General features: G+C 26.9%; 33 protein-coding genes and 1 riboswitch. Of the genes, 28 read left to right on the forward strand and 5 right to left on the reverse strand.

The features are described from left to right. The first annotated feature begins 173 nt into the window (after positions 1-173). From EJL03_RS02600 to EJL03_RS02635, 8 genes are all read left to right on the forward strand, one after another. Positions 174-1523, forward strand: a complete 1350-nt coding sequence (locus tag EJL03_RS02600; protein WP_125152402.1) for an MATE family efflux transporter — start codon at positions 174-176, stop codon at positions 1521-1523. A 65-nt stretch (positions 1524-1588) separates the two neighbouring features. Beyond that, positions 1589-2008, forward strand: coding sequence for a HutP family protein (locus EJL03_RS02605; protein ID WP_125152403.1), 420 nt, complete (start codon positions 1589-1591; stop codon positions 2006-2008). A 306-nt stretch (positions 2009-2314) separates the two neighbouring features. Then, on the forward strand, positions 2315-2560 hold the full coding sequence (locus EJL03_RS02610; RefSeq protein ID WP_125152404.1) for a TM1266 family iron-only hydrogenase system putative regulator: 246 nt from the start codon (positions 2315-2317) through the stop codon (positions 2558-2560). 16 nt (positions 2561-2576) lie between these two features. Then, entirely contained in the window at positions 2577-3623 is a 1047-nt protein-coding gene (gene hydE, locus EJL03_RS02615) for a [FeFe] hydrogenase H-cluster radical SAM maturase HydE (protein WP_125152405.1), read from the forward strand. 13 nt (positions 3624-3636) lie between these two features. Then, the gene (hydG, locus tag EJL03_RS02620; protein ID WP_125152406.1) at positions 3637-5052 is read left to right on the forward strand and encodes a [FeFe] hydrogenase H-cluster radical SAM maturase HydG; all 1416 of its coding nucleotides are present in this window, start codon (positions 3637-3639) and stop codon (positions 5050-5052) included. Positions 5053-5069: 17 nt separating this feature from the next. Next, positions 5070-6287 carry a [FeFe] hydrogenase H-cluster maturation GTPase HydF gene (hydF, locus tag EJL03_RS02625; protein WP_125152407.1) on the forward strand — a complete coding sequence of 406 codons (1218 nt, stop codon included), beginning with the start codon at positions 5070-5072 and terminating at the stop codon, positions 6285-6287. A 2-nt stretch (positions 6288-6289) separates the two neighbouring features. Continuing rightward, the gene (locus EJL03_RS02630; RefSeq protein WP_243108615.1) at positions 6290-6820 is read left to right on the forward strand and encodes an ECF transporter S component; all 531 of its coding nucleotides are present in this window, start codon (positions 6290-6292) and stop codon (positions 6818-6820) included. Between the two features lie 539 nt (positions 6821-7359). Then, positions 7360-8940 carry an AbgT family transporter gene (locus EJL03_RS02635; RefSeq protein ID WP_125152409.1) on the forward strand — a complete coding sequence of 527 codons (1581 nt, stop codon included), beginning with the start codon at positions 7360-7362 and terminating at the stop codon, positions 8938-8940. 40 nt (positions 8941-8980) lie between these two features. Here EJL03_RS02635 and yyaC read toward each other — a convergent pair whose 3' ends face one another. Both yyaC and EJL03_RS02645 read right to left on the reverse strand, forming a co-directional pair. Next, positions 8981-9553 carry a spore protease YyaC gene (yyaC, locus tag EJL03_RS02640; protein WP_125152410.1) on the reverse strand — a complete coding sequence of 191 codons (573 nt, stop codon included), beginning with the start codon at positions 9551-9553 and terminating at the stop codon, positions 8981-8983. 234 nt (positions 9554-9787) lie between these two features. Beyond that, on the reverse strand, positions 9788-9967 hold the full coding sequence (locus tag EJL03_RS02645; protein WP_125152411.1) for a hypothetical protein: 180 nt from the start codon (positions 9965-9967) through the stop codon (positions 9788-9790). Between the two features lie 381 nt (positions 9968-10348). On the opposite strand from EJL03_RS02645, the gene EJL03_RS02650 reads away from it, so the two are divergent. From EJL03_RS02650 to EJL03_RS02675, 6 genes are all read left to right on the forward strand, one after another. Next, entirely contained in the window at positions 10349-11359 is a 1011-nt protein-coding gene (locus tag EJL03_RS02650) for a pyruvate kinase (RefSeq protein ID WP_125152412.1), read from the forward strand. A gap of 88 nt (positions 11360-11447) precedes the next feature. Further along, positions 11448-11912, forward strand: a complete 465-nt coding sequence (locus EJL03_RS02655) for an S-ribosylhomocysteine lyase (protein ID WP_125152413.1) — start codon at positions 11448-11450, stop codon at positions 11910-11912. A 152-nt stretch (positions 11913-12064) separates the two neighbouring features. Then, positions 12065-13528, forward strand: a complete 1464-nt coding sequence (locus EJL03_RS02660; protein ID WP_125152414.1) for a methyl-accepting chemotaxis protein — start codon at positions 12065-12067, stop codon at positions 13526-13528. Positions 13529-13707: 179 nt separating this feature from the next. Next, on the forward strand, positions 13708-15108 hold the full coding sequence (locus tag EJL03_RS02665) for a glycosyltransferase family 2 protein (RefSeq protein ID WP_125152415.1): 1401 nt from the start codon (positions 13708-13710) through the stop codon (positions 15106-15108). Between the two features lie 91 nt (positions 15109-15199). Further along, positions 15200-15300: riboswitch (purine riboswitch) on the forward strand. 86 nt (positions 15301-15386) lie between these two features. Next, a complete protein-coding gene (locus EJL03_RS02670; protein WP_125152416.1) occupies positions 15387-16811 on the forward strand; it encodes an NCS2 family permease in 1425 nt (474 codons plus the stop codon). Between the two features lie 118 nt (positions 16812-16929). Further along, positions 16930-17511 (forward strand): 4Fe-4S dicluster domain-containing protein, encoded by a 582-nt coding sequence (locus EJL03_RS02675; protein ID WP_125152417.1) that lies wholly within the window; start codon positions 16930-16932, stop codon positions 17509-17511. Positions 17512-17542: 31 nt separating this feature from the next. On the opposite strand, the gene EJL03_RS02680 is transcribed toward EJL03_RS02675, so the two are convergent. From EJL03_RS02680 to EJL03_RS02685, 3 genes are read right to left on the reverse strand one after another with little or no spacing between them, the layout of a single operon-like run. Then, positions 17543-19159, reverse strand: coding sequence for a recombinase family protein (locus tag EJL03_RS02680; protein ID WP_125152418.1), 1617 nt, complete (start codon positions 19157-19159; stop codon positions 17543-17545). Beyond that, the gene (locus EJL03_RS15920) at positions 19128-19265 is read right to left on the reverse strand and encodes a hypothetical protein (RefSeq protein ID WP_164508978.1); all 138 of its coding nucleotides are present in this window, start codon (positions 19263-19265) and stop codon (positions 19128-19130) included. The genes EJL03_RS02680 and EJL03_RS15920 overlap by 32 nt, the downstream gene beginning before the upstream one ends. 19 nt (positions 19266-19284) lie before the next feature. After that, on the reverse strand, positions 19285-19674 hold the full coding sequence (locus tag EJL03_RS02685; RefSeq protein WP_164508979.1) for a helix-turn-helix domain-containing protein: 390 nt from the start codon (positions 19672-19674) through the stop codon (positions 19285-19287). A gap of 518 nt (positions 19675-20192) precedes the next feature. Here EJL03_RS02685 and EJL03_RS02690 point away from each other — a divergent pair. The 14 genes from EJL03_RS02690 to EJL03_RS02735 all read left to right on the forward strand — a co-directional run bounded on the left by EJL03_RS02690 (position 20193) and on the right by EJL03_RS02735 (position 26495). Then, positions 20193-20681: a siphovirus Gp157 family protein gene (locus tag EJL03_RS02690; RefSeq protein ID WP_125152420.1), complete on the forward strand. Its 489-nt coding sequence runs from the start codon at positions 20193-20195 to the stop codon at positions 20679-20681. Between the two features lie 10 nt (positions 20682-20691). After that, positions 20692-21216: an ERF family protein gene (locus EJL03_RS02695; protein WP_125152421.1), complete on the forward strand. Its 525-nt coding sequence runs from the start codon at positions 20692-20694 to the stop codon at positions 21214-21216. Continuing rightward, a complete protein-coding gene (locus tag EJL03_RS15925) occupies positions 21217-21390 on the forward strand; it encodes a hypothetical protein (protein WP_164508980.1) in 174 nt (57 codons plus the stop codon). Further along, on the forward strand, positions 21387-21560 hold the full coding sequence (locus EJL03_RS15930; protein WP_164508981.1) for a hypothetical protein: 174 nt from the start codon (positions 21387-21389) through the stop codon (positions 21558-21560). The genes EJL03_RS15925 and EJL03_RS15930 overlap by 4 nt, the downstream gene beginning before the upstream one ends. Before the next feature lie 158 nt (positions 21561-21718). Next, positions 21719-22051 carry a hypothetical protein gene (locus EJL03_RS02700; protein ID WP_125152422.1) on the forward strand — a complete coding sequence of 111 codons (333 nt, stop codon included), beginning with the start codon at positions 21719-21721 and terminating at the stop codon, positions 22049-22051. Beyond that, positions 22017-22289 carry a sporulation transcriptional regulator SpoIIID gene (locus EJL03_RS02705; protein WP_125152423.1) on the forward strand — a complete coding sequence of 91 codons (273 nt, stop codon included), beginning with the start codon at positions 22017-22019 and terminating at the stop codon, positions 22287-22289. The genes EJL03_RS02700 and EJL03_RS02705 overlap by 35 nt, the downstream gene beginning before the upstream one ends. A gap of 17 nt (positions 22290-22306) precedes the next feature. Beyond that, positions 22307-22954 carry a hypothetical protein gene (locus tag EJL03_RS02710; RefSeq protein WP_125152424.1) on the forward strand — a complete coding sequence of 216 codons (648 nt, stop codon included), beginning with the start codon at positions 22307-22309 and terminating at the stop codon, positions 22952-22954. A gap of 4 nt (positions 22955-22958) precedes the next feature. Continuing rightward, complete coding sequence (dnaB, locus tag EJL03_RS02715) at positions 22959-24260, forward strand: replicative DNA helicase (protein WP_125152425.1); 1302 nt, start codon at positions 22959-22961, stop codon at positions 24258-24260. Positions 24261-24270: 10 nt separating this feature from the next. Beyond that, complete coding sequence (locus tag EJL03_RS15935; protein WP_164508982.1) at positions 24271-24432, forward strand: hypothetical protein; 162 nt, start codon at positions 24271-24273, stop codon at positions 24430-24432. Then, positions 24429-24740, forward strand: coding sequence for a hypothetical protein (locus tag EJL03_RS02720; RefSeq protein ID WP_125152426.1), 312 nt, complete (start codon positions 24429-24431; stop codon positions 24738-24740). The genes EJL03_RS15935 and EJL03_RS02720 overlap by 4 nt, the downstream gene beginning before the upstream one ends. 14 nt (positions 24741-24754) lie before the next feature. Beyond that, positions 24755-25396: a bifunctional 5,10-methylenetetrahydrofolate dehydrogenase/5,10-methenyltetrahydrofolate cyclohydrolase gene (locus tag EJL03_RS02725; RefSeq protein ID WP_125152427.1), complete on the forward strand. Its 642-nt coding sequence runs from the start codon at positions 24755-24757 to the stop codon at positions 25394-25396. A 56-nt stretch (positions 25397-25452) separates the two neighbouring features. Then, positions 25453-25626 carry a hypothetical protein gene (locus EJL03_RS15940; protein WP_164508983.1) on the forward strand — a complete coding sequence of 58 codons (174 nt, stop codon included), beginning with the start codon at positions 25453-25455 and terminating at the stop codon, positions 25624-25626. Between the two features lie 13 nt (positions 25627-25639). Continuing rightward, a complete protein-coding gene (locus EJL03_RS02730; RefSeq protein ID WP_125152428.1) occupies positions 25640-26140 on the forward strand; it encodes a dUTP diphosphatase in 501 nt (166 codons plus the stop codon). Positions 26141-26156: 16 nt separating this feature from the next. Then, the gene (locus tag EJL03_RS02735) at positions 26157-26495 is read left to right on the forward strand and encodes a PDDEXK family nuclease (RefSeq protein ID WP_206427323.1); all 339 of its coding nucleotides are present in this window, start codon (positions 26157-26159) and stop codon (positions 26493-26495) included. Positions 26496-26631: the final 136 nt, after the last annotated feature.

Below are 26631 nucleotides of genomic sequence, written 5' to 3' on the forward strand. Positions count from 1 at the left end.
CCTCCTAAATGGTTTAATTAATTAAATTTATTAAGGGCTAAATATAGTGTTACCCAAATTTAAAAATTTTACTTAATTTTATATATGGAAATTAATAAAAAAAATTAAAAGTTATTTTATTGAAATGTTTTAAATAAGTATATTAATGAATCAACTTAAGAAAGGTAAATTATATGAAAAAAAATAATGTTTTATCAGAGGTTATAGATTTATCTTTGCCAGTAATAGGTGAAATGGTTGTATATAACTTTATGAACATTTTTGATGCTATGATGATAGGTAATTTTGGTGGAAATAAGGCAGTTAGTGCTGTAACTTTAAGTACGGAAATAGTTAATACTTCTTTTAATATTATAATATATATAGGGCTTGCCATTTCAATAACTTCATTAGTTGCAAGAAGTATTGGTGCAAGAAGTATAAAAGAGGCACAATTATATTCTTATACTGGTATTAGGATAGGATTTTTATTAGCCATATTAATGTTTGTAATATTATTTAATTTTAGTAAGGAAATACTTTCATTGTTTAAAGCTAAAGATGAAGTTTTATACTATGCAAATATATATATTAAAGTTATTTCTATAGCACTAGTGCCTAACATACTTATAACTATAATAAACGCAATTCTTAGAGGAATAGGAAATACGGTTATACCTTTTAAAATATCATTGATTGTAGCTTTAAATAAGATATTTTTTGATTTTATATTTATATTTGGAATAGGGACAAAATCTTTGGGGATAATAGGTTCAGCAATAGCTACTGTAATATCCCAAACTATAGGATTTATAGTAGTTTTTTTCTATATTTTAAAAAAATATTTTTTGAAATTTAACATTAAATATTTAGTGAAAAGTAATTTTTTTGCAATAAAGCAGGTGTTAAAGCTAAGTATACCCTCTTGTTTAGAAGAAGGTGCGTATGGAATAACAAGACTATTTTGTACTGGTATGATTATGAGTTTAGGATCAATATCTTTTGCATCAAATGAGATAGCAAATATAATAGAGGGAATATCGGTAATGCCAGGAGTTGGTATATCTGTAGCAGCTACTGCTTTAGTAGGAATGAGAGCCGGGGAAAAGGATTATAAAATGGCAAAAAAATATGCAAACTATTGTTGTTTATTAGCAGTAGGAATGATGATGACTTTTTCTGTTTTTTTTGTTATTATGCCAGACTTTTTGGCGGATTTATTTGTTAAAGACAATGAAAGGCAGCTAATTAAACTTACAGCCCTTTGTTTGTCTATAGGAGCTTTAGAACAACCATTTATAGCTATCTCTAATGTGTTTTCGGGAGCATTAAAAGGTCTTGGTGATGCAAAAACACCCCTTTATATTTCATTATTTACAGGGATTTGTATTAGGCTTCCTTTAATATATATTTTTATTTATAAACTTAGATGGTCTGTTATTAATGTATGGTGGATTACTACTGTGCAGTGGGCCTTTGATGGTATACTTATGTATATAATATTTAATAGAAAATGTACAAAAAGAATAAAAAATTTAGAATAAAATTAAATTTAAATATGATAAAATATATAAGTAAGAAGAGTATTTTATAAGAAGGGTGATAGAAGATGAAAATTGATAGTATAGAAGTAGCAAAAAGTTCTATAAAAATGGCTATTTCCTCTAGGGATAGTGAAAAAGAACTTGAAAGTAGGTTTAAGGATAAAGGCATTATAACTGCAGCTGTGGACATTGGTGGGAATTTAAATAATTCTATACCTAAAATAGTAGAAAGAGCTTTAGTTGCGTCTAAGAGATGTGGTGTTATAAAGGATTGTCATCTTCATGATGGAGCTGTAGCAGGAGCAACTAGAGAAGCTATTATGCAAGTGTCAACTAAGGCAAATGGTCTTAACGTGGGTGGTAAAATTGGTATTGCTAGGGGAAAGGAACATTTAAGTGTCTGTATATTTTTAAGTATAGGGTTACTTCACTTAAATGAGGTGGTAGTAGGAATTGGACATCGATCAATCCCGGAAATGGCCTAGATTAATATACTCAATTTATAGAAAATTTGAAAGTAAACTATTATATTTATACTAATATAGTTGACATATAAATTTTAAAAAAATATAATATATACATATCCCTTTTATTGGTGATTTCTGATAAAAGAGATTTTAAAAAGTTTTATCTAATTGTAAAGAATTTATCTGAGCAAGAGGAAAGGAAACAAATATATTCTGTAATCACTACTTTATTAAGTATAGATAAGGGTGTTTTTTATATGGAGTATGTGACCTTCTAGTTTTGCTAGAGGGTTTTTTTATTTTAATATTGGGAGGGAAAAATTTATGGACAAAAGAGTAGGTGTGGTTGGAATAGTTATAGAAGAATTTGAATGTGCTAATAAGGTAAATAGCATACTTCATGATTTTGCTCATGTGATAGTTGGAAGGATGGGAGTTCCATATAGAGAGAGGAACTTAAGTGTCATTTCTCTTATTGTGGATGGTACTTCAGATGAAATTAGTGCTATAACAGGTAAACTTGGAAGAATAAGTGGAGTAAATGTTAAATCGGCTATAACTAAAAAGTGATTATAAGGAGTTATTTATGCAAACTAAAGAGCTAATAAATAAAATATCTTTGGGGTACCAACCAAATAAAAATGAAATCATAAAAATATTAAGATTAGATAAAGAAGATGAGAATTTAAGTTATTTATTTTATAAGGCTGAACAAGTTACATTAAAATATTGTAAAGATGAAATACAAATAAGGGCCATAATAGAATTTTCTAATTATTGTAGATGTAAATGTGCTTATTGTGGATTAAATTGTAATAATAAATTAATAAAAAGATATAGAATGACAATTGATGAAATTGTAAACACAGCGTTTGAAGCTTATGAAGCTGGATATAAAACTATTGTTCTTCAATCAGGAGAAGATTTATGGTACAGTAAAGAAAAAATATGTGAAATTTTAAAAAGAATAAAAGGAATAGGGGATTTGGCCATAACCTTAAGTATAGGAGAGAGAGAAATTGAAGAATATAAAGAGTTTAAAAAGACTGGAGCAGATAGATTTTTAATTAAACATGAAACTGCAGATGAACTTTTATACAATAAATTACATCCTCACTCTAATTTTAAAAGTAGATTTCAATGCTTAAAAGAGCTGAAAAAATTAGGTTATCAAATAGGGAGTGGATTTATGGTGGGATTACCATGGCAAGGTTATGATACTTTGGCTAAAGATTTAATCTTTTTAAAATCTTTAGAAGTGGATATGGCAGGAATAGGTCCTTTTATTCCTCATCCTGAAACAGAACTTAAAAATCAGGTAAAAGGGAGTACATTTTTAACTTTAAAGGTAGTAGCTCTTGCTAGGCTTATGTTAAAGTATACACATTTACCTGCCACAACTTCTCTTGGGGTGTTAAATGAACTAGATAAAATAGCTGCTTTTAGCTCTGGAGCAAATGTTATTATGCAAAAAGTTGAGCCACATAAATATAGAAGACTTTATGAAATATATCCATCTAAATTAAAAGTGCATAAAAGCATACTAGAAGAAAGAAAGGATATAGAAAAATATATATTGAAGGCTGGGAAAAAGATTTCCTTTACTAAAGGAGATAGTTTTAAAATAAAGTAAGGAGTTGTTTAATATGAAAGAATACAAAGCTGAAGATTTTATAATTAATTCAGAGATTTTAGAGAGCATAAAGGAAGGTAACGTAAAAAGCAAAAATTTAATATATGTAAGGGAAATATTAAAAAAGGCAAGTAGTTGTAAAGGCCTTTCACATAAAGAGGCAGCAGTGCTTTTGGCTGTAGATAATAAAGAAATTTTAGAAGAAATATATAAAGTAGCTAAAGAAATTAAAGAGAAAATATATGGTAAAAGGATTGTTTTATTTGCACCTTTATATATAAGCAATTACTGTGTGAACAATTGTAAATATTGTGGGTACCAACAATGTAATAAGGAATTTGAAAGAAAAAAACTAAACATGAATGAGCTTGAGGAAGAAGTAAGAATATTAGAAGGATTAGGTCATAAAAGATTAGCACTAGAAGCTGGTGAAGATGATGTGAATTGTTCATTAGATTATGTAATACAATGTATAGAAAAAATATATTCATTAAAATTTAAAAATGGTAGTATTAGAAGAATTAATGTAAATATAGCGGCTACTTCTGTTAAAAATTATAAAAGATTAAAAGAAGCCGAAATAGGGACTTATATATTATTTCAAGAAACCTATAATAAAAAAGTATATGAAAACATGCATCCTCAAGGTCCCAAACATGACTATAATTATCATACCACTGCTATGGATAGGGCTAGAGAAGCTGGAATAGATGATGTAGGAATAGGTGTACTTTATGGTTTATATGATTATAAATATGAAACAATAGCTATGCTTATGCATGCAGAACATTTAGAGAAGGCCACAGGCGTAGGACCTCATACTATTTCTGTACCAAGGATTAGGGAAGCAGAAGGAGTTACCCTTGAAAACTATCCTTATATTGTTACAGATAATGAATTTAAAAGAATAGTTGCCATATTAAGACTTTCAGTACCTTATACAGGCATGATTTTATCTACAAGAGAAGAGTCTAAATTTAGAGATGAAGTTATAGAAGTTGGAATATCTCAGATAAGTGCAGGATCTTGTACAGGGGTTGGAGGATACGCAAAGGAGAATTCAAAAGATATTAATGATGAAAAGCCTCAGTTTCAGGTTGGAGATCGTAGATCACCAATTGAAATAATAAAAAATCTTTGTAAAGGAGGATATATTCCTAGTTATTGTACAGCTTGTTATAGAGAAGGAAGAACAGGAGAAAGATTTATGAGTCTTGCAAAGTCAGGACAGATACATAATGTATGTCAACCAAATGCAATATTAACATTTAAAGAATTTTTGCTTGATTATGGAAATGATGAAGTTAAATCTATAGGAGAAGAAACTATAAAAAAGGCATTACTAGAAATACCAAGGGAGAATGTTAAAAAATCCACATTAGAAAAACTGAAACGAATAGAGCAGGGGGAAAGAGATTTAAGATTTTAACTTAGGAGGTGGATACTATGAATGACACTACTAAAGGAAATAGATTACATATAGCTATATTTGGTAGAAGAAATGTTGGTAAATCTAGTATTATAAATGCATTGACAAATCAAAGGGTTTCAATAGTGTCGGATAAGGCTGGAACTACCACTGATCCTGTTTATAAAGCCATGGAGTTATTACCGTTAGGTCCGGTAATGATAATAGACACTGCAGGTGTTGATGATGATGAGGGAGAAATAGGATTATTAAGATTAAAGAAGACTGAGCAAATTATTGAAAAAACTGATTTAGCAATCTTGGTGTTTAATTTTAATGTAGATGATTTATATTATGAAAAAGCTTGGTACAAACAATTAAGGAAAAAAAAGATACCTATAATAGGTGTTATTAACAAAGTTGATAATATAAATACAGAAGTAGATATTTACAAATATAACAGAGAATTTCAAATTCCTTTTATAAAAGTAAGTGCATTAAAAAATATTAATATCGATAAATTAAAGGAAAAAATAATCGAAAATTCTCCAGTTGATTTTGAAATGCCTGCTCTAGTAGGAGACATAATAAATAAGGGTGATATTATTTTATTAGTGGCACCTCAAGATATTCAAGCACCTAAGGGCAGACTAATACTACCACAAGTACAAACTATAAGAGATCTTTTAGATAATGATGCTATAGTGATTACTATTAAAGATTCACAATTGGAATACGTTATAAAACAAATGAAAATTAAACCAAATTTAGTAATAACAGATTCCCAAATATTTAATAAAGTAAATAAATTATTACCTGAGGATGTTAATTTCACATCTTTTTCAATACTTATGGCTAGATTCAAAGGGGATTTAGAGACCTTTATTCAGGGTGCCATGGCAATAGAAAAATTAAAGCCTTTAGATAAGGTACTTATTTCAGAGTCCTGTACTCACCATGCATTAAAGGGAGATATAGCAAGGGAAAAAATTCCTAATTGGCTTAGGGAAAAGGTGGGAGCAAATCTTCAGATTACTTTCAGTTCAGGTGTAGATTTCCCAGAAAATATTAGGGAATATAAACTTATAATACATTGTGGAGGATGTATGTTTAATAGGAAGCAAATGATGGAGAGAATATGCAAAGCTAAAAGTTACGGAATACCGATAACTAATTATGGTACAGCTATAGCATATATGAATGGAATTCTTAATAGAGCTACAGAAATTTTCAATAATATAAAAAAGGGGCAGTGATTGTGAAAGATCTAAGAAAATTAGTTAAAACAGCCTTATTTTTGGCTCTAGCTATAATAATACAATCTATTGGAAGAAGTATTCCTCAAATAAGTCAAATATTTGTAGGGTCTATGGTTAATTGTATTTTAATAATAACTACATTAATTTGTGGAACATTTTGGGGTGCTTTAATAGGTATTATGACTCCATTACTTGCATGGATCATAGGTCAACTACCCTCACCGATGGCACCATTTTTACCTTTTATAATTATTAGTAATATAATATTTATTATTATTTTTTCTATGATTTATAAATTAAAAGGAAGTATTTTAAAATATATTTCTATAATAGTAGCTTCATTAGTTAAATTTATTTTTTTATATTTATCTGCAAGTAAATTCGTATATTTATTGCATATAGATATGACTAAAAAAATTTTAAATAAACTTGTAATAATGATGGGTTTACCTCAATTTATAACTGCTTTCATAGGAGGAGTGTTAGCTTTACTTATATTTAATATTCTTTGTAAAAGAAAAATTATATAGTAAAATTTACATCACATATAAAAAATAAAATAGTGCAATATATATATTGAAAAGAGAGATTAAAATGATATAAAATATATTTAAATATGTTCTTAATGTATTTTATAACACTATAAATCGTTAAAAGAAATTTATAGTGGTGGGGATAATTATTATATATACAATACGTTTATGATAGTATATTAAATGTACAAAACATCTATGTAAATATATATTTTAATTATATAATTCATTTTAAACTCTCTTTTTAAACTAGGTGTAAACCTAGTTTTTTATTTTGAAAATATTTTTAATTGCAACTATTTATAAATAGTTGCAAATATTTTGTATTATTAACAATGAAAGATTTAATTCTAAATTATCACATTTATAAAATTAATTAATGCATTTTAAATATTATTGAAATAAGTTAATGCATATGTTAAAATATTAATAAAATATTCATAAAATTTAAAAATAATACACTAATGTAAATATAATCATTTAATTATATAAAAGATAGTGTGTTATGACTTTATTTTAAAGGGAGGAACTATATTATGGGGGAAATAAAGAGAAGTCCGGTGAAAAAAGAGAAAAGAAAAGGGGGATTTTCGTCATTTTTGGATTGGGTTGAAAGAGTTGGTAATAAAATGCCTCATCCAGCTGCAATTTTTGTTATTTTAAGTCTTATTATCATTATAATTTCTGATATTTGTGCAAGATGTGGAGTTCATGCAGAATTTACTATGGTAGATAAAGTGAAAGGAGGCACAAAACTTGAAGATGTAAAAGCTATTAGTTTACTTACAGCAGACGGATTAAGATATATGGTTACTAGTGCTGTAGAAAATTTTACTGGTTTTGCTCCTTTAGGAACTGTTCTTGTGGCCATGCTAGGAGTAGGTATGGCAGAGGAATCAGGTCTTATACAAGCACTACTTAGAAAAGTTGTAATGAATACACCAAAAAAACTTGTTACAATAGTAGTTGTATTATTAGGTGTAATGTCAAATATTGCATCCGATGCAGGATATATAGTTTTAATTCCACTAGGAGCTATGGTGTTTTTAAGCTTTGGTAGACATCCTCTTGCAGGTTTAGCAGCTGCATTTGCAGGTGTATCTGGTGGATTTAGTGCAAACCTTTTAATAGGAACTACAGATCCATTACTTGGAGGTATAAGTACAGAGGCGGCTAAATTACTTGATGCAAATTATTCAGTTGCAGCAACAGGAAATTATTATTTTATGTTGGTATCTACATTTTTAATTACAATAATAGGTACTCTTGTTACAGAAAAAATAGTTGAACCAAGACTTGGTACTTACGATAAAGCACCTACTGAGGATATGACTCAATTATCTATAGAAGAAAAAAAAGGATTAAGATCTGCAAGAATAGCATTTTTGATATTTATGATACTATTGTTAGCTACGCTTATACCATATAATGGAATATTAAGAGATCCTAAGACTCATAAGATAATAGGACATACTCCTTTTATGGATGGAATAGTTCCGATAATAGCTCTGTTTTTCTTTATTCCAGGAGTAGCTTATGGTATTTCTTCAGGGAAAATAAAAAACAATAAGGATGTAGCTAACTCACTTGGGAAAAGCATGGGAAGAATGGGAGGATATCTTGTTTTAGTATTTGTTGCATCTCAATTTGTTGCTTATTTTGGTCATACTAATTTAGGAACAATTTTAGCAGCAAAAGGCGCAGAGTTTTTAAAAGCTACAGGACTTACAGGAATACCTTTAATAATACTATTTGTTATAGTGGCAGCATTTATAAATCTTTTTATGGGATCTGCTTCAGCAAAATGGGCTATAATGGCACCAGTGTTCGTACCAATGTTTATGAGAATAGGATATTCACCAGAGTTTACACAAGCTGCATACAGAGTAGGAGATTCTTGTACTAATATAATTACGCCTTTAATGTCCTACTTTGCACTTATAGTAACCTTTGCGGAAAAGTATGATGAAGATAGTGGAATAGGAACATTAATATCAACTATGCTTCCATACTCAATGTTGTTTTTACTAGGATGGAGTCTACTTTTAATTGGATGGTTTTCTTTGGAATTACCAATGGGACCTAACGCTCCAATTCATTATTTGCTGACTATGTAATATTTTAATCAAAAACACGCAGTAAATTTACTGCGTGTTTTTAGCATATTTTTGATGTGCATTTTATATAATTATTACGGTTCTGTTTTAAAGCTTTTAAAAGAGCTTTAGAGATTGTGTCTGCCATTGTGTATACATAAAATAATCTAGTTTGTTGTAAAATGTATAGATTAGAACATTTGAAACTGGATAGCTTATTAACTACTGCTTTAATTGAAATGTCTCCTATGCATATTTGATTAGAAGTTAAAGCTGAAGCAGCAGTTATACCTTCATTTTCTACGAATATTTTTCCAATATCCTTTGTTTCTCCTAAACATGCATCTATTGCTATAATAAAGTATTCTTTAAGGTTTTTATTTATGTGAGAATAAGTAGCTTTTAAATTATTATATGCTACTATATTTTCTAAATCTCCTATTATAGTACATGGGCAATTGCTTTTTTTTAGTAGTGTACCTGTAAGAGGTCCAAGTGAATCCCCTGTACAATTATCTGCTCCTATACATAGTATAAGAATTTTATTTTTCCCTTTAATTTTATCCAGTAGATATTTTGAAAGATTTTCTACTGAATTATCCTCTAATGCATAAAAATAATTATAGCTTTCCATAATCACATCCCCCTTTAGAGAACCTGTCTTAATTATAGCATGAATTTTTATAATGTTAATAACTAATAATTCAGTTAATTCTCTATTTTTCTACAATATAAAAGATATGCAAATAAAATATATCTAAAATATAATTGGAATTTGTATATTGGATACAATTATATTTATATTTCCCAATAATATGAAGAAAATTTTAAATAAAAGGGGCAGCTTAGTAAAGCTGTCCCTAATTTATTACCATCTATTGCAACATAAAGCTATAAGAATCCATGGCCATATAGAACCATTATTACATGAAGATCCACAATTTCCTAATCCAAAGAAATTACAGCCAGAATTTCTGCAGCAATTACAACCACAACCACATTTTTTATAGTATTCGTACTCACAACAGTTTTTATGCTTGTGTCCCATATAAATCCCTCCTTACCCTTTAAAGGCATAATGTATCATGAAAAAAAGAGGATTGTCTACTTTTATTATATTCAATTATTTTGTATAGGTGCAATAAATTTATCTTAATACTAATGTATTTATATTTACATAAAAAATATTATGTAAATATAAATTAATGTAAACTAAATTAATTAAATTAATATATAAAATATTTTACTCATAAAATAAACATATTAACTATTATTTGTGTTTGTTACATATTTTTGTATAATATTATTATATGTCTACATGAAATGTTATTAATTTATCCAATTCAATTACATAAATATAGTTTTTATAATTCTATTAAGTAAACTTATAATAAAAGGAAATAATATATTGGATACTAAGGAGGTAAGTATGTATATAATTTGTTCTATAGGCCCTAAGATTAATGATGAAAATTCAATTAAAGATATGGCATCAGAAGGAATGAATGTAGCAAGATTTAATTTTTCCCATATAGATTATAATAATACAGAGAGACTTATTAAATTTATTGTAAATAATTTTAAAAACATAAAAGTATTACAAGATTTACAAGGAAATAAAATAAGAGTAAGTCATAAGTTTATAAGGGAAGAAAGAGTTTATACAGGGGACATAGTATTTTTTTGTATAGAGGAAAATTATAATTTAAAATTTAAAAATAAAAAGGTTGTACCTTTAACAATATTAAAAAATTTGGATTCATTAGCTAATTTAAAAACAATATATATGAAAGATGCTACAATGGAATTTGAAATAATTGATATATGTGGTAAGTTGGTTAAAACTAGAGTTAAAAAGGGTGGAATTATTAGAAAAGAAAAGGGGGTGAATATACCAAATATTTTTAGAGGTGATATGAATCTTAATGAAAAAGACAAAAAAGATATAGTTTGGGGATTAAGTAAAGGTGTGGATATAATATGTTTATCTTATGTTACTTGTAAAGAGGATATAATAGAATTAAAAGGCTGTATAAGTAAAACATTAAAAAGATTTGGTAAAGGTAATTTTCCTAAAATATGGGCAAAAATTGAGACTAAAGAGGCAGTGGAAAATATAGATTCAATTTTAGAGGAAGTAGATGGTATAGTGATAGGAAGAGGAGACCTAATACCAGAAACAAATATATTTAAAGTACCATTAATACAGGAGGAAATTCTAAATAAAACTAAACTAAAAAATAAAGAATATATATTAGGAACTTATTTATTAAACAGTATGAAAAGAAAAGAAACACCATCCTTACCAGAAGTTGAGGCTTTATACAATCATATAAAGGATGGAATCAATGGTTTTATGTTAGCTGGGGAGGTTTCTACAGGTAGGTATCCTTCAATGTGTGTAAGGACGTTAAAAGATATAATACTAAAATATAGCTAATATATTTTGGTATTAAAAAAGTAAATAAAAGACTTTAAATAAAAAATAAATATTATATAATATAAATATAAACAAAGGAGGGTATACTATGGAAAAAGTAGAAAGTTTTGAATTAGATCATAGATACGTTAAGGCACCTTATGTTAGAAAGTGCTGTACTTTATCAGGAAAAAATGGTGATAAAATAACTAAGTTTGATTTAAGATTTGTACAACCAAATACAAGTGAAATGCCAACTGGAGCAATGCATACCATAGAACATTTATTAGCTAATTATTTAAGAGAATTTTTAGATGAGGTTATAGATCTTTCGCCTATGGGATGTAGAACAGGTTTTTATTTGACATTATGGAATGATAGAAATGAAAATGAAGTTAGAATAGCTTTAGAAAAGTCTTTAAAAAAGGTAATTACTACTGAATGTGTACCAGCAACTAATGAGATACAATGTGGTAATTTTAGAGATCATTCTTTGTTCGCAGCTAAGGAATATGCAAAATTAGTTTTGAAAAATGGCATAAATGAAAATTATATAATAAAAAATAGTAAATAAAAGATAAAATAAAATGGTCATTTTATATGGCCATTTATTTTATAACAAAGAATATACATACAATTATATACATGATATAAAAATGTTGTAAAGTAAGTATCTATTTAGTATTATTGTATAGGGCAATTAAATTTTAGATAGGAGGAGAACAAATGTTTAAATTTAATTCCAATTTTAAAGATATAGTTTCTATTGTAAAATGTTTTAAAGCAGATGATATGTCAGGAATGGAGGAGATATTAAAAAAATCTAATAGTACTACAGTAAGATTCATATACTCTATTTTTTCTTCAACAAAAAATGCAGTGCCTTTTATAAGAAAAATAATAAAAAATGTATTAAAACTTACTACTAAAATAAGTAATTTTAATTTAAAACTTTCTCATGCTTCAAAAGATCTTGAAAGACATTCTAATAAATTAAGACAAGCTTCTGAAAATCTTTTATCAGCAGTAGAAGAAACTTCTGTAAATATGAACCAAGTAAATCAAGCTATAAGTGAGAATTCTATAGAAATAAATAATGTATCAGAAAATACAGATATAATTTCTAAGGAAATTGAAAATAATGATAATGTTCTAAAAGATATATTGAACGTAAATAAAGATGTTTCAGATAAATCTAAAAACATGGAAGAAAATATTGGTAATTTACTTAATATAGTTAATAATATGAAAGAAATTATTACAGGTATTGATCAAATAGCAGCTCAAACAAATTTATTAGCATTAAATGCTAGTATAGAAGCAGCTAGGGCAGGAGATAATGGAAAGGGATTTGTTGTTGTAGCTGAAGAAGTTAGAAAATTAGCAGAGGATACTAAAGATCAGCTTAAGTTTATGGAAGAATTAATGAATCATATAGAAAGTGCATCTAATAAAAGTGCTGATAGTGTTAAATATACTATTGAATCTATAGGAAAGATGGATGAAAAAATAGATGATATGACAAGTTCATTTATGAAAACTAAAAACTCTATTAGTACTGTTACATTAAGTATTCAAAGCATTTCTTCTAATATGGAAGAAATAAATGCATCTACCAGTGAAGTAACAGCTGTAATGGATTCCATAACTACTAATACAGAGGATTTAACTCAATTATCTGAAGAAATATTTAAGGAAGCTGATAATTTAGATCACTTATCTAAGTCTATTAATAATATCGATGATGAAATTTCAAATTTAGCAAAAATATGTGGTGATGTCTCAAAAGAAAAATTATTTACTATTTCTAATGAAGAATTTGTGGAAACTATAGAAACCGCCATATTTACTCATAAAAAATGGTTAAATGATTTAAAACAAATGGTGGATACAATGGAAATAACACCTATACAAGTTGATGGACATAAGTGTGCATTTGGACACTTTTATTATGCTGTAACCCCTAAAAATCAAGAAATTAAAAGTATATGGGAAAATGTAGGGAAAATACACTTAGATTTTCATGATATTGGTCACTATATTATACAAGATATAAAAAATAATAATAAAGATGGTGCTATGAATAATTACAATAAAGCTGACAAATTATCTTCTAAAATAATATCTATGTTTGAAGAAATCAAAGCTAAATCAAAAGAACTAACTTTTAATAATGAATACATATTTTAATAGGAGTTTTAATAATAATTAATTAATATACATATAAGACATTTTACACAAAAGTAAGATGTCTTTTCTATAAGATTATTAAAAAATTATTACAAATATATATCATAGTAGATAATATTATAAATTTATGTTATTATTAAGAACGGTTGTATAAAACATATGAGGTGGAAGTGATTTTTATGAAAGAATTCTTTTATTATTTTACAGCGATATTTCAATTAGCAGTTTTTTCAATAACAATGTATTATTTAATTTTGTCTTTATTTGGATTATACAAAAAAGATGATAAACTTTCACAAAAATATTTACCAACAAAAAAATTTGCATTGCTTGTAGCAGCTCATAATGAAGAAACTGTTATAAGCAATATAATAGAAAGTTTACAATCCTTAGATTATCCTAAAGAACTCTATGAAATTTTTGTAATAGCAGATAATTGTACAGACAATACAGCTAAAATAGCTAGAAAATGTGGGGCTAATGTATTTGAAAGAAATGTTCCAGATAAAAGAGGTAAAGGTTATGCTTTAGAATGGATGTTTAGTAATATATTCAATATGGAAGGGAAATATGATTCTATAGCTATATTCGACGCAGATAATTTAGTATCAAAAAATTTTTTAAACGAAATGAATGCTAAACTTTGTGAAGGTTATAAAGTTGTACAAGGATATATTGATAGTAAAAATCCAAATGATTCATGGATTACACAATCTTATTCTATTTCATTTTGGACTGCTAATAGATTATTTCAATTAGCAAGAGCCAATCTTGGTTTATCTAACCAGATTGGTGGCACAGGTTTTTGTATGGATACAGAAATTTTAAAACAATTGGGTTGGGGTGCTACCTGTCTAACAGAAGATTTAGAATTTACTTGTAAACTTGTTTTAAATGGTCATAAGGTAGGTTGGGCACATCATGCTATTGTTTATGATGAAAAACCATTAACACTTAAACAATCATGGAAACAACGTAAGAGATGGATGCAGGGATTTTCAGATGTTGCATCTAGGTTCTTTTTTAAATTACTTAAAAAAGCAATAAAAACTAGAAATTTTACTACTTTAGATTGTGCATTATACACTGTTCAACCATTTGTTACACTATTACTAGGTGTATCTGCGGTACTTACTTTAATTCAAAATAATAGTAGGCATGGATTAAATATATTTGTTATAAATTATTTATTTGCTCCAGCAATTTGGAAAATATTTAGCATATTACAGTTTTTATTTACTCCATTTATTATGGTAATTGAAAGAAAGCTTTCCAAAAAGTTATTTTCATTATTTACAATTTATTCATTAAATATTGTTGTTCTTAGCTATATTTTTGGAGATACACCTAAATTTAAAGAAATATTATTTGGGAACATTATATATATTTCAATATTCCTTTTATTTTTATTAATCGTTGATAGAAAGCATTCATTTAAAATATTTATATGGTATTTACTATACGGATTATATACATTAACATGGATTCCAATAACAGTACAAGGAATAATTGATAAAAACAAAAAAGAATGGAGTCATACAAAACATACTCGAAAGATAAGTATACAGGAAGTTGAATAATAAGAGTCAACATTTGATTTTTTTTACCAATAAAATTCAAATGTTGACTTTTTTCTTTCATAATGATAATATTTACTCTGATATATTTTAAATTTAATATGTAAATTACATCCATATAATTCTGAGAATATGGCTCAGAAGTTTCTACGAGAAACCGTAAAATTTCTCACTATGGGTGAATCTATATTTAATAGAATTGGAATAAAATTCTGTTGCTGGATTTACTCAAAAATTTAGTAACAGAATTTTTATATTTCAAAGTTTATAAGGAGGGAAATATGACTAATAATCAATTAAAAAATAAAAAGCAATCATTTTTAGAATCATTTTTCAAACTTAATGAAAATCAAACTTGTGTTAAGACAGAAGTATTAGCTGGTTTTACAACTTTTATAACTATGGCATATGCATTACTTGTAATTCCAAATATACTTAAATTTTCAGGAATGAATTCTTTAGGAATAAGAGGAGACGAAGCAGCTTCTCTGTCTGCTCTGAACGATCATGTAGTTGCTTCTGTATTTGCAGGAATGTGTCTCACTTCAGCTATTGGAACTATTATAATGGGAATTTATGCGAATTTACCTTTTGCAGTGGCACCAGGTATAGGACTTACAGCGTTTTTTACATATAGTGTATGTTTAACATTAGGATATAGTTGGCAACAAGCTTTAGCAGCTGTATTTATTTCTGGAATATTGTTTATAATTATAACAATAACATCTATAAGAGAAAAAATAGTTGAGGCATTACCACAAAATTTGAAAGTTGCTATTACAGGAGGAATCGGACTTTTTATAGCACTTATAGGGTTAAAAAGTGGTAGTATAATTGTACCTAATCCTTCAACTTTAATTGGTTTTGGTAGTTTTACTAATTCTAATGCAGCTCTTACGTTAATTGGTTTAGTTATTATGATAGTGTTAATGGCAAAAAAAATTAAGGGAGCTATGCTTATATCTATAATTTTAACTACTTTAATAGGTATTCCTATGGGAATAACAAATATAAGTGGTATAAAACTCTTTAGTATTCCATCTAATATATCACCTACATTTTTTGCATTTGATTTTAAAGGTTTACTATCTCATAATGGAACTGGAATTGTAGGAGCATTAACTAGTGTATTTATGGTTGTTTTAACATTTAGTCTTGTAGATTTATTTGATACCATAGGTACATTAGTAGGAACTGCTCAAAAGGCAAATATGATACAATCAGATGGTAAAATTAAAAATATGAAAAAAGCACTATTAGCTGATGCAATAGCAACAACTATAAGTTCATTATTTGGCACGACTACAACAGCCACTTATATAGAATCAACAGCTGGTATAGCTGAAGGCGGAAGAACTGGCCTTTCAGTAGTAGTAGTTGGAAGTTTATTTGCGCTATCATTATTTCTTGGAGATTTAGTTGGAATAGTTCCTGCAGAAGCTACTGCTCCAGCACTTGTAATAATTGGATCTCTTATGATGGGTTCCATTAAAAACATTGATTTTGATGATTTTAGTGAATCTGTTCCAGCATTTTTTACAATAGCTATAATGCCATTTAGTTATAGTATAGCTAATGGAATAGCTGCAGGTATTATATTTTATCCAATAATAAAAATTGCTACTGGAAAGTATAAGATGGTTCATCCTATTATATACATTTTAGCAATACTGTTTATTTTAAGATTTATTTTATTACCTCAATAAATGTATTAATTAAAGCATATAGTATCAGATACTATGTACTTTTTATTTACTGGTATACATAATTACACTGTATTATAATATAAATTATAGCTAAAAATTATAAAAAGGAGTAGATAATATGACTACGGCCATAGAAAAAATAGGTTATGATAAATGCACTGGCTGTTTTGGATGCTATAATGTGTGTGACTTTAATGCTATAGAAATGAAATTGGATAAGTTAGGGTTTTATTATCCTAAGATATATAAAAGTAAATGTACTAATTGTAATAAATGTTACAATGTATGCCCTATTATTATATGTAATAAAGAAAATAGGGATATTAACAAATTAAAAGTATATGGAGCGCATAGTTTAGATGAAAATATACGAAAGATAAGCTCCTCTGGAGGAATATCTACAGAACTTGGTAGGTATATTTTAAGAGATAATGGGGTGGTATTTGGTGTTGCCTGGAATAAAGATTTTTTAGTACATCATATAGAAATAAGAGAAGAAAAAGATATTTTTAAAATAATAGGCTCTAAATATATACAAAGTAATGTTTTGGACACTTATGAAAAAATATATAAAATCACTAATGAGGAGAAGAAAAAAGTATTGTTTATTGGATTGCCCTGTCAGGTAGCTGCTTTAAAAAATATTGTAAATAATAATAATCTGATTACAGTAGACTTGATTTGTCATGGGGTACCTTAAAGTAGTTAAACACAAAAAGAGGGTGGCAGAATTATAACTGCCACTTTCTTAATGTAGCGTTTAAATTTTCACCATCCCAAACTATTTTAGAAAATATATTTTTTATAAGTCTTTGCTTTTCTTCAACCTCTAATATGTCTATGTTTTTTATTAAATATTTTATATAATCCTTTATAGTTTCTAAATTAATATTTTTATATTTTATGTTCTGTATTTTTATTTCATAAATTCTTAATTTTTTTTCTTCTTCTGTTATTTTATTGCCAAGCTTGTCTATTTTTTCTATTATATATTTACTAGCTAATGTATTTTCAGTAAATATTAGTTTTTCAGTAAGCTTGTCTATATCGTTTTTATATTTACTTATTTTTTGTTTAATGTCATTACAAGATTTAATATCGTTATTTTCTTCTATTTCATTTCTGTTTTTATTATATAAAGAATTAAGCAATTCTGTGTTTGTATTTAATTCTTTTATATAGTCCATAATTAATTTATCTGCTTTTTTACCATTTATATTTTTGATTGTACATTTAGCACCATACGAATAAGATTTTCCGGAACAAACATAATAATGTCTTATTCTTTCTCCGTTTTTATAAGCGTGTGAGATAATAAAATTAGATTTACATTTAGCACATTTAATAATACCTCCGTTTAGTAGTGCTGTTGTTGATGACCTTGATTTAAATTTTTTCTGAGAATTTTCTTGTATTTTATTATTTACATATACCCATTCTTTTCCGTTTATAATTCCCTCGTGGCTTCCAATTGCTATAATCCACTTATCTGTATTGTTAGCCTTCTTTCTACCAACAGCAGGACAGCTAAAACGGTTGTACACCATTACGCCTAAGTTTCTACTATTATTTTCCCAAACATTATCATCTCCAAAAACTTGCATATTCTTTTCAATTGCATATTCTTTAAAAAAATTATCTGCTATACAATAATTAGGGTTTGTAAGAATATCTCGTATTGCAGTGATATAATAAAGATTTCCATTTGACTTTCTTATATTATTATCATTTAAAAATTTGCTTAAAGGGCCTAATGCTCCTTTTTCTATAAATTTTTTATACATTAATTTAACTAACTTAATCTTTTCTTTATCTTGTTTCAAACACGACTCACCATTAGGATGTTTTTTAAAAACGTATCCAAGAGGAGTATTACCACCTAACCATTTACCTGTCTTTGCTTCTTCTAACATATTATCTCTAACACGTTCGGATATAGTTTCTCTTTCTAATTGTGCAAATACAGAAGATATATACATCATGGCACGACCCATGGGTGTGCTAGTGTCAAATTGTTCTTTTATAGATATAAAACTTATATTGTAACTTTCCAATAGTGTTATTATGCTAGAAAAATCAGCAACATTACGACTAATTCTATCTAATCTATAACATATTAGAATGTCAAATGTTTTATTTTTAGCATCCTTAATCAGTTGTTTAAATCTTGGTCTATCTATATTTTTACCAGAAAAACCATCATCTTCATAAGTAATTATTTCAACTTTATTTGTATTGAAATTATTTAAAATGTAATTTTTGCATATTTGAACTTGGTTTTCAACCGAGTCAGATTGTTCTACAAATTTACTTTTTCTACTGTAAATTGCTATCCTTTTTAAACTCATCTACAACACCCTCTATTTCTATATCTACATCAAACAATTCACACAGTTCGTCCCAATTTACGAATATAGTCTCTCCGTTTCTTTGTACCATTAAAACACCATCCATTTTTTATCCCCCTCGATTATTATTTATCAGAAGATTTTTTATTTAAATTTTCTTCTAATAATTTAATCTTACCGCACATCTGTTCGTATGTCAAACCATTTGGAAACTTGTGTTTATTTAAAAAAATCTTATACAATATACCATTTTCTTCTACAGTTGTTATTAAAGAATCTTCCTTTATTTCATCTTCTCCTATCAAGTAAGATATAGAACAATGTAATTGCTCTGAAATTTGTTGTAGTGTATCTAGACGTGGTTTGTTAGTTCCATTTTCTAAATAATATATGCTAGATTTAGAAACTCCTATTTTAACAGCTAAATCTTCCATAGTTAATCCTAATTCTTCTCTTCTCTTTTTTATTCTTTCTCCCAATATATTGTTTGTATTTTCAATTTTACCTCTATTCATATTAAACAGCTCCTTAATTTTATCTTTTATTTTTATAACAATAATTATTAACATTTATAATTATTATATTCATAACACGCACAAAAATGAAGTATTTTAGATTAAAAATATGTATTGTTAATCTAAAGTTAACAGAATGTAAAATATAGTTAATTAGAGATTAACAAACGTAAATTTGGACATTGTGGGTTGTACAAAGTTAAGCTATAATTAACTTACAGTCAATTAGTAATTAACTAAATGTTAATTCACAATTAACTAAATCACTTCAATTTCTATTCCACTTCACATCTTTATAGTGGAAAAAGGGGGTACAATGAAAATTATAATTACAAATGAACAAAATAGAAATAATGCTTCTAATGCATTAACCAGGATACTATTCGATATTGCGGTCGAACAGTTAAAAGATAAAAAGATAAGTTTAAAACAAAATGTTAACTGCTAATTAACTCAACGGTTTCAATATTAGCATAATAGTTTATTATTGTCAATGTTTTTTTAAAAGGAGGTATAATATGAAGCTATACGAGTTAACATCTAACTATAGAAATCTTATGGAGTTGTTAGATGTTGGAGAAGTTCCAAAAGACTTGCTTTCTAACAGCATGAATGAAATTGAAGAAGATATAAAAACTAAAGTTGAAAATATAGCGAAAATAATTAAAACAAAAGAATTAGAAAAAGAAGCTATAAAAAAAGAAGAAAATAGATTAATAGCTAAAAGAAAAGCAACTGAGAACAATATTAAAAGTTTAAAAGAATATATAGAAGAAAGTTTTAGGTCAACTGGTAAAACAAAAATAAAAACTAATTTATTTACAATATATCTACAAAAAAATACAACAACAGTTGAAGTTGTAGATATAAAAAAGATACCTAAGCTGTACAAAACAGAAGATACAATTATAAAAGTAGATAAAAATAGAATAAAAGAAATTATTAAAAATGGTGGAAATGTTGAAGGTATAGAAATTAAACAAACAGAAAGCTTAAGAATTAGATAGGAGTGTAAAAATGGCTAATATATTTGAAAAATTACAAACCACAAGAGTTAAATTACAAAATTCTAATCTAAAGAAGAGTGGCAAGAATGCCTATGCCGGGTTTGATTACTTTGAATTGAGCGACATAATGCCAAAACTAAATGAAATATTACAAGAAGAAAAATTGACCTTTATAATAGATTTTAAAACTGATTTAGCAACAATAAAACTAATTAACTGTGAAGAACCTAACGAGTTTCTAGAAGCTTCAACACAATACGCAGAAGCTAACTTAAAAGGTTGTCAACCTATTCAATGCTTAGGAGGTCAACAAACTTATCTAAGAAGATATTTAATAGTTAATATGTTTAATATTACAGAACCAGACTTATTTGACAGTGCTTTAGGAAAAAATAAAAAAACAACTAATTCTACTGGTAACAATGCATATAGGTGTGCAAAGTGTGGTGTACATGTAAATGAAAATGTTGCAAAATTTAGTTATTCTAAATTTAAAAAAATTCTATGTATAGAACATCAAAAAGAGGGTGTTTAAATGTCTTTTAAGATATTATTAGAAATAATAAACGCAATATATTTTATATTAAACAAAAATGAATATAAAATATATGATGATGAAAATGAAGGGTTCTATTTAAAAGAAATATATTATAACAAAGATAAGAATAAAATATATTTTCATTGTAGAGAGGAAAGTGAAGAAAAATGAATGTTTCAAACTTAAAGGTAAAAATAACTAAGATAGTATCTGATATGTGGACTGAAGAAAACTTTTATAAAAGAAGTATACTGTTTGAACAATATATAGCACTAAACTCAATATTAATAAAAAAAATGTGTTCTGCCCAAAACAGAATTAAAATTTTAAAGAGGGATTAAAATGAGTAATAAAGAGATTATGATACTTATAGCAGAGTTTTTTACGTTTATTCTTATAGTAGCGTGTACAATTGTTGCATATATTTTTTTAGCTTAAAGTTAATTACAGATTAACAAATTGCTCTAAAAATTAATTATAGATTAACAGGAGGTTATATATGTTAATAAAAAATCTAAAAAATAGAATATTCAATGTTGGATTTGAAGAGTTATATATAAAACCATTTTACAGTTTAGAAAAAATAGATTGTTACGCAATATGTGTTAATAAAAAAAATTTTGAAGAAGTAATTGTTATTTACAAAGATAAAACAATAACAAAACATATGCTACACTTATTGTCTTTGTACCAAGATTATAATTTAGAAACTATAATTTTAACAGAAGTACAACTTGCACAAGACCTGTTACTACAATCTAAAATGCGTTTAGAAAAAGCACAAGAGGAGGAGGAAAATGAAAGTAACAAAACAAGACATTATAAGAAATAGAGTTATTAATGTTGCTAATTATATAATAAAAAACGGATGCACTGTAAGGGGTGCATCCAAGAAGTTTGGATGTAGTAAAAGTACAATACAGAAAGATATAACTGAAAGATTAAAAAAAATAGATTACAACTTATATGGTCGAGTAAGAAAAGTAACAGAGAAAAATATAAGGGAAAGGTCTTTTAGAGGGGGTGAATCTACTAAAAGGTTATATCAAGGTATAAGATACAGGAAGTAAAGAAAGGAGTAAATGGGGTGTGTGGATTTTACAAGTTAAACAATAAAGTATTAACTTTTTCTTTAGATAAAGATAAAGAAGAAATAATCTTTAACCATTATTTGGTGGTTAAAGAAAACTTACAAAGAACTAAGGGTGATTTAAAAAAGGGACAATTTTATATTACTATAAGAACGGCTGCCTTAGATTTAAATGTAAGTACAAGTGTTATAAGAAGACTTTTAAAAAAATTTATATCTCTTAATATAATAACCAATATATACACACCGCCAAAAGGTAGTACAAAACCATCTATTTATTGCTATAACGCTGTAATAGAAACAGAACATAAAAACAAAAACAATCACAAATATAATGATGACGTGTTAGAAATCTGGAACTATTATATGACTAAAATGAAAAAATTAGGCAATGAAAGAAAAGCAACGGATAGTAAATTAAGACATATTAACGCACGTCTTAAAGATTACACAAAGGAACAAATTAAAAACGTTATAGACAATGTGTTTGAAAATAAATGGATGTTAGGAGAAAATCCGCAAGGAAAACAATATTTAGAAATACAAAATTTTTTAAACAGTATAGAAAAAGTGGAAAAATGGAACTATGTAAACAAAAATAAAAAAGAGATAAAGGATTTTAAATTTGATGATATATGGGGGTGATTAAATGACAATAAAACAACCTCCAAACAATATTCCGGCAGAACAAGAACTACTCGGACAAATAATAAACAGTGAAAAAAACTTGCTAGACGTAATTGATATAGTTGACGAGGATTGTTTTTACAATACTAAACACAAAATAATATTTTGTGCAATAAAAGAACTTTTTGAATCTGGAAAACAAATTACAATTAACAGTTTAGTTCATATGCTAGGAAGTTCGATACAGCAAATTACTATAACGTATATTGCTTCACTTGCTACCTCGGCATTTACAGACACAACAGCTATTACAAATGCAAATATATTAAAGGATTTAGGATATAGAAGAAAAATAATAAAAGAAACCTATACACTCTTAGATGTTGCACACAATACGAATGCAAATATATTAAAAGGTTTAGGTGAATTTGAAAATAATACAATATTACAGGAAGATAAAAAAAATATATGGACAATGGAAGATGTTATGTATTCAACAGTAGAAACGGTTGAACAAAATTACAAAAATGGTGGAAAAGTAGTTGGTATGGAAACTGGACTAACTAGCTTGGACAGGGCTTTGAATGGATTCAGAAAAGGAGATTTGTTTATAATAGCTGCTAGACCGTCTATGGGTAAAACTGTTTTTGCTTTAAACTTAGCAGAAAGACTAAGCAGAAAACACAGTGTATATTTTGCTAGTCTAGAAATGCTAAAGGAAAAACTAGGCATGAGACTATTAGCTGCTAAAACACACATAAATTCTCTGAAAATAGGAACAGGTAATATAGGCACAAAAGATTGGGATAAGGTAGCTTTAGACAGTTCAATGCTGTCTAGAAATAAGTTGTTCATAGATGACAGTAGTGAGTTATCTATGTTAGATATTAAAAACAGATGTAAAAAAATTAAAAATAAAAATGGGTTAGATATTATATTTATAGACCATATTGGATTGCTAAAAGCACACACAAAACGAGAAAGTAGAAATCTAGAAATAGGAGATATTAGCAGGATGGGAAAAATAATTGCAAAAGAGTTAAATTGTACTGTAATTTTTCTATCTCAATTATCCCGAGCACCCGAGCAGAGAACAGACCATCGACCTATATTGTCAGATTTAAGAGAGTCTGGAAATATAGAACAGGATGCAGATTCTATTATGTTTTTATATAGAGACGAATATTATAATGACCAGACACAAGACAAGGGGATAATAGAAGCAATAATAAGAAAAAATAGAGACGGTCAAATTGGTACGCTTAAATTTGCGTATTTAGAGCAGTATCAATTGATAGGAGAGTTAAACACTGTTTATAATTAAGGGGGTAAAAATGCAAGATATAGATACAATAAAGCAATGTAAGGGTTGTATATATCTTACACATAATTGCATACACAACAAAACCAAACTGGAAAATAAAAAATATATATGTATTATTAATAAAAATATAATTAAAAATTGTAAATATAAAAGAAAGGATAAACAAATATGAAATTTAATGCTTGTTGTACAAAGGAGACAAACTGGAAGAGGGCCTATAAAACAGGAAAATATAAATCTATGGGAGAGATAAAAGAAGCATATTATACATGGAAAAAAGAATACTTACAAGATAATTATCTAAACGGTATAGGTGCTGGTAATAAACGCATGGTTATAAACCTTACGTCTGGAAAAGTATACAATAGCATAAAAGAAGCCGCACAAAAAAATAATATAAAACAACAAGGAATAAGTAAGTGTTGTAATGGAATATTGAAAACTTATAAAAATTCTAAATGGGAATTTATAAATATTTAAAAGGAGATATTTAAGTGAAAAAATTATTAATAATAAAGCAAGGAAATAACAAAGATACAGATATATATATTAAAACTATTTTAAGAAAAAGCAAAACAAATAATTGTAAAACTTTTATATTAGATATAGAAAACTTTGATAAAAACATTATTAAAATAGATAGATTGATTAAAATTTCTAATGGAATAATAGTAGCACAACCATTTAAACTAGAAGAAGAAAAAAAAATTTATAAAAAAATACTAATGAACCTTACAAAAGATATAGATAATTTTACTGGTTTTTCTCCTTATTTAAACTGTACATTGGAAGCTATTATACAAATGTTAAAAAGATACAATATAAATATCAAAAGTAAAAAGGTAACTGTAATAGGAAGACATTTAGGAAAGATAATAGGAGATTATTTTGAAAATAAAAATGCTACAGTAACTATTTGTCACTCAAAAACTAAAAATCTAACAGAACATACGAGTATGTCAGATATAGTTATATGTTGTACAGGGAAGAAAATATTAACTAAAAACATGGTAAACGAAAGTTCTTTAATAATAGACGTTGGAGGAGATTTAGATGGATATTTTAAAAATAAGATATTTACATTTAAAGAAATAGCAGAGAGGAATATAGGAAATATTTTTTTACATTTAAGTTAATTACAGGTTAACAAATTGCTCTAAAAATTAATTATAGATTAACAGGAGTTAAAAAAATGAATGATTTAGAAAAAATAAGGTTTGTTAGAAAAAAGATGGTAGAAATAAACTTACAGTTAATGTTAACTAGAGACAATAAAGAAAAAGAAAGACTTTATATTTTCAAAAAGGACATAAAAAGAACTTACATGTATTTAACAAATACAAAAATATTATACAAAGATAATTAAAGGAGAATTAAATATGATATTAAAAGAAATGTTTGAAACTCAAAAAAAACTAGATGAACACATAAATAAGAATCACAAAATCAAAAATAATACAATTATCAAAAAAACTGTATCACTAATAGTAGAACTGTCTGAATGTGCTAATGAAATTAGATTTTTTAAATTTTGGAGCAATAAAGGTCCATCCTCTAAAGAGGTTATTTTAGAGGAATATGTAGACGTTATTCATTTTGCGTTAAGCATTGCTAATTCATTAAATAGTGAGTATATATTTAACAGAGATTATGTTAATAGGTTAGATTACTTATCTTTAGAACTTATATTTTTAGATATTATAAACACTACAACAGAACTTTATAATATTAAAGAAAAAGGATTAATAGAAAATAAGTTTATAGAATTATTAGAAAAAATTTTAGGATTTGGTTCAATATGGTTTTCTTTTAAAGAAATTGAAACAGCTTATTATAAAAAAAATGCAATAAATCATAACAGACAAAATAATGGATATTAAATGTTAGGAGGACATAATGGCTAAAATAAATAGCAAGCAAAAAGGAGCAAGAGGAGAAAGAGAACTTTCTTCTAAACTAAAAGAATACGGATATAGCACTAGAAGAAGTCAGCAATACTGCGGATATAACGGAAGTGCTGACGTAGTAGGATTAAAAGGTATTCATATAGAGTGCAAACGAGTAGAAAAGTTAAATATATATAATGCAGTTGAACAATCTAAAAGAGATTGCAAGAATGGATTACCTGCTGTTTTTCACAGAAAAAATAGCAAATACTGGCTAGTTACCATGACACTCGAAGACTGGATTATCTTATACAAAAATTCTGGTTTATCTACATCTGGTAAAAAATAATTCGCAAAATGAAATTAATGCGACGAAATAAAATTAAAAGAAAGGAGATAATGAAGTAATTCTAGATAATATGTGACCGGTCATCTTCTGACGAGAAGATATGAATGTATTAAGTTTATGTGATGGAATGAGTGGA

This window comes from Clostridium rectalis (genome assembly GCF_900626095.1).
GTDB classification, from domain to species: Bacteria; Bacillota; Clostridia; order Clostridiales; family Clostridiaceae; genus Clostridium_AS; species Clostridium_AS rectalis.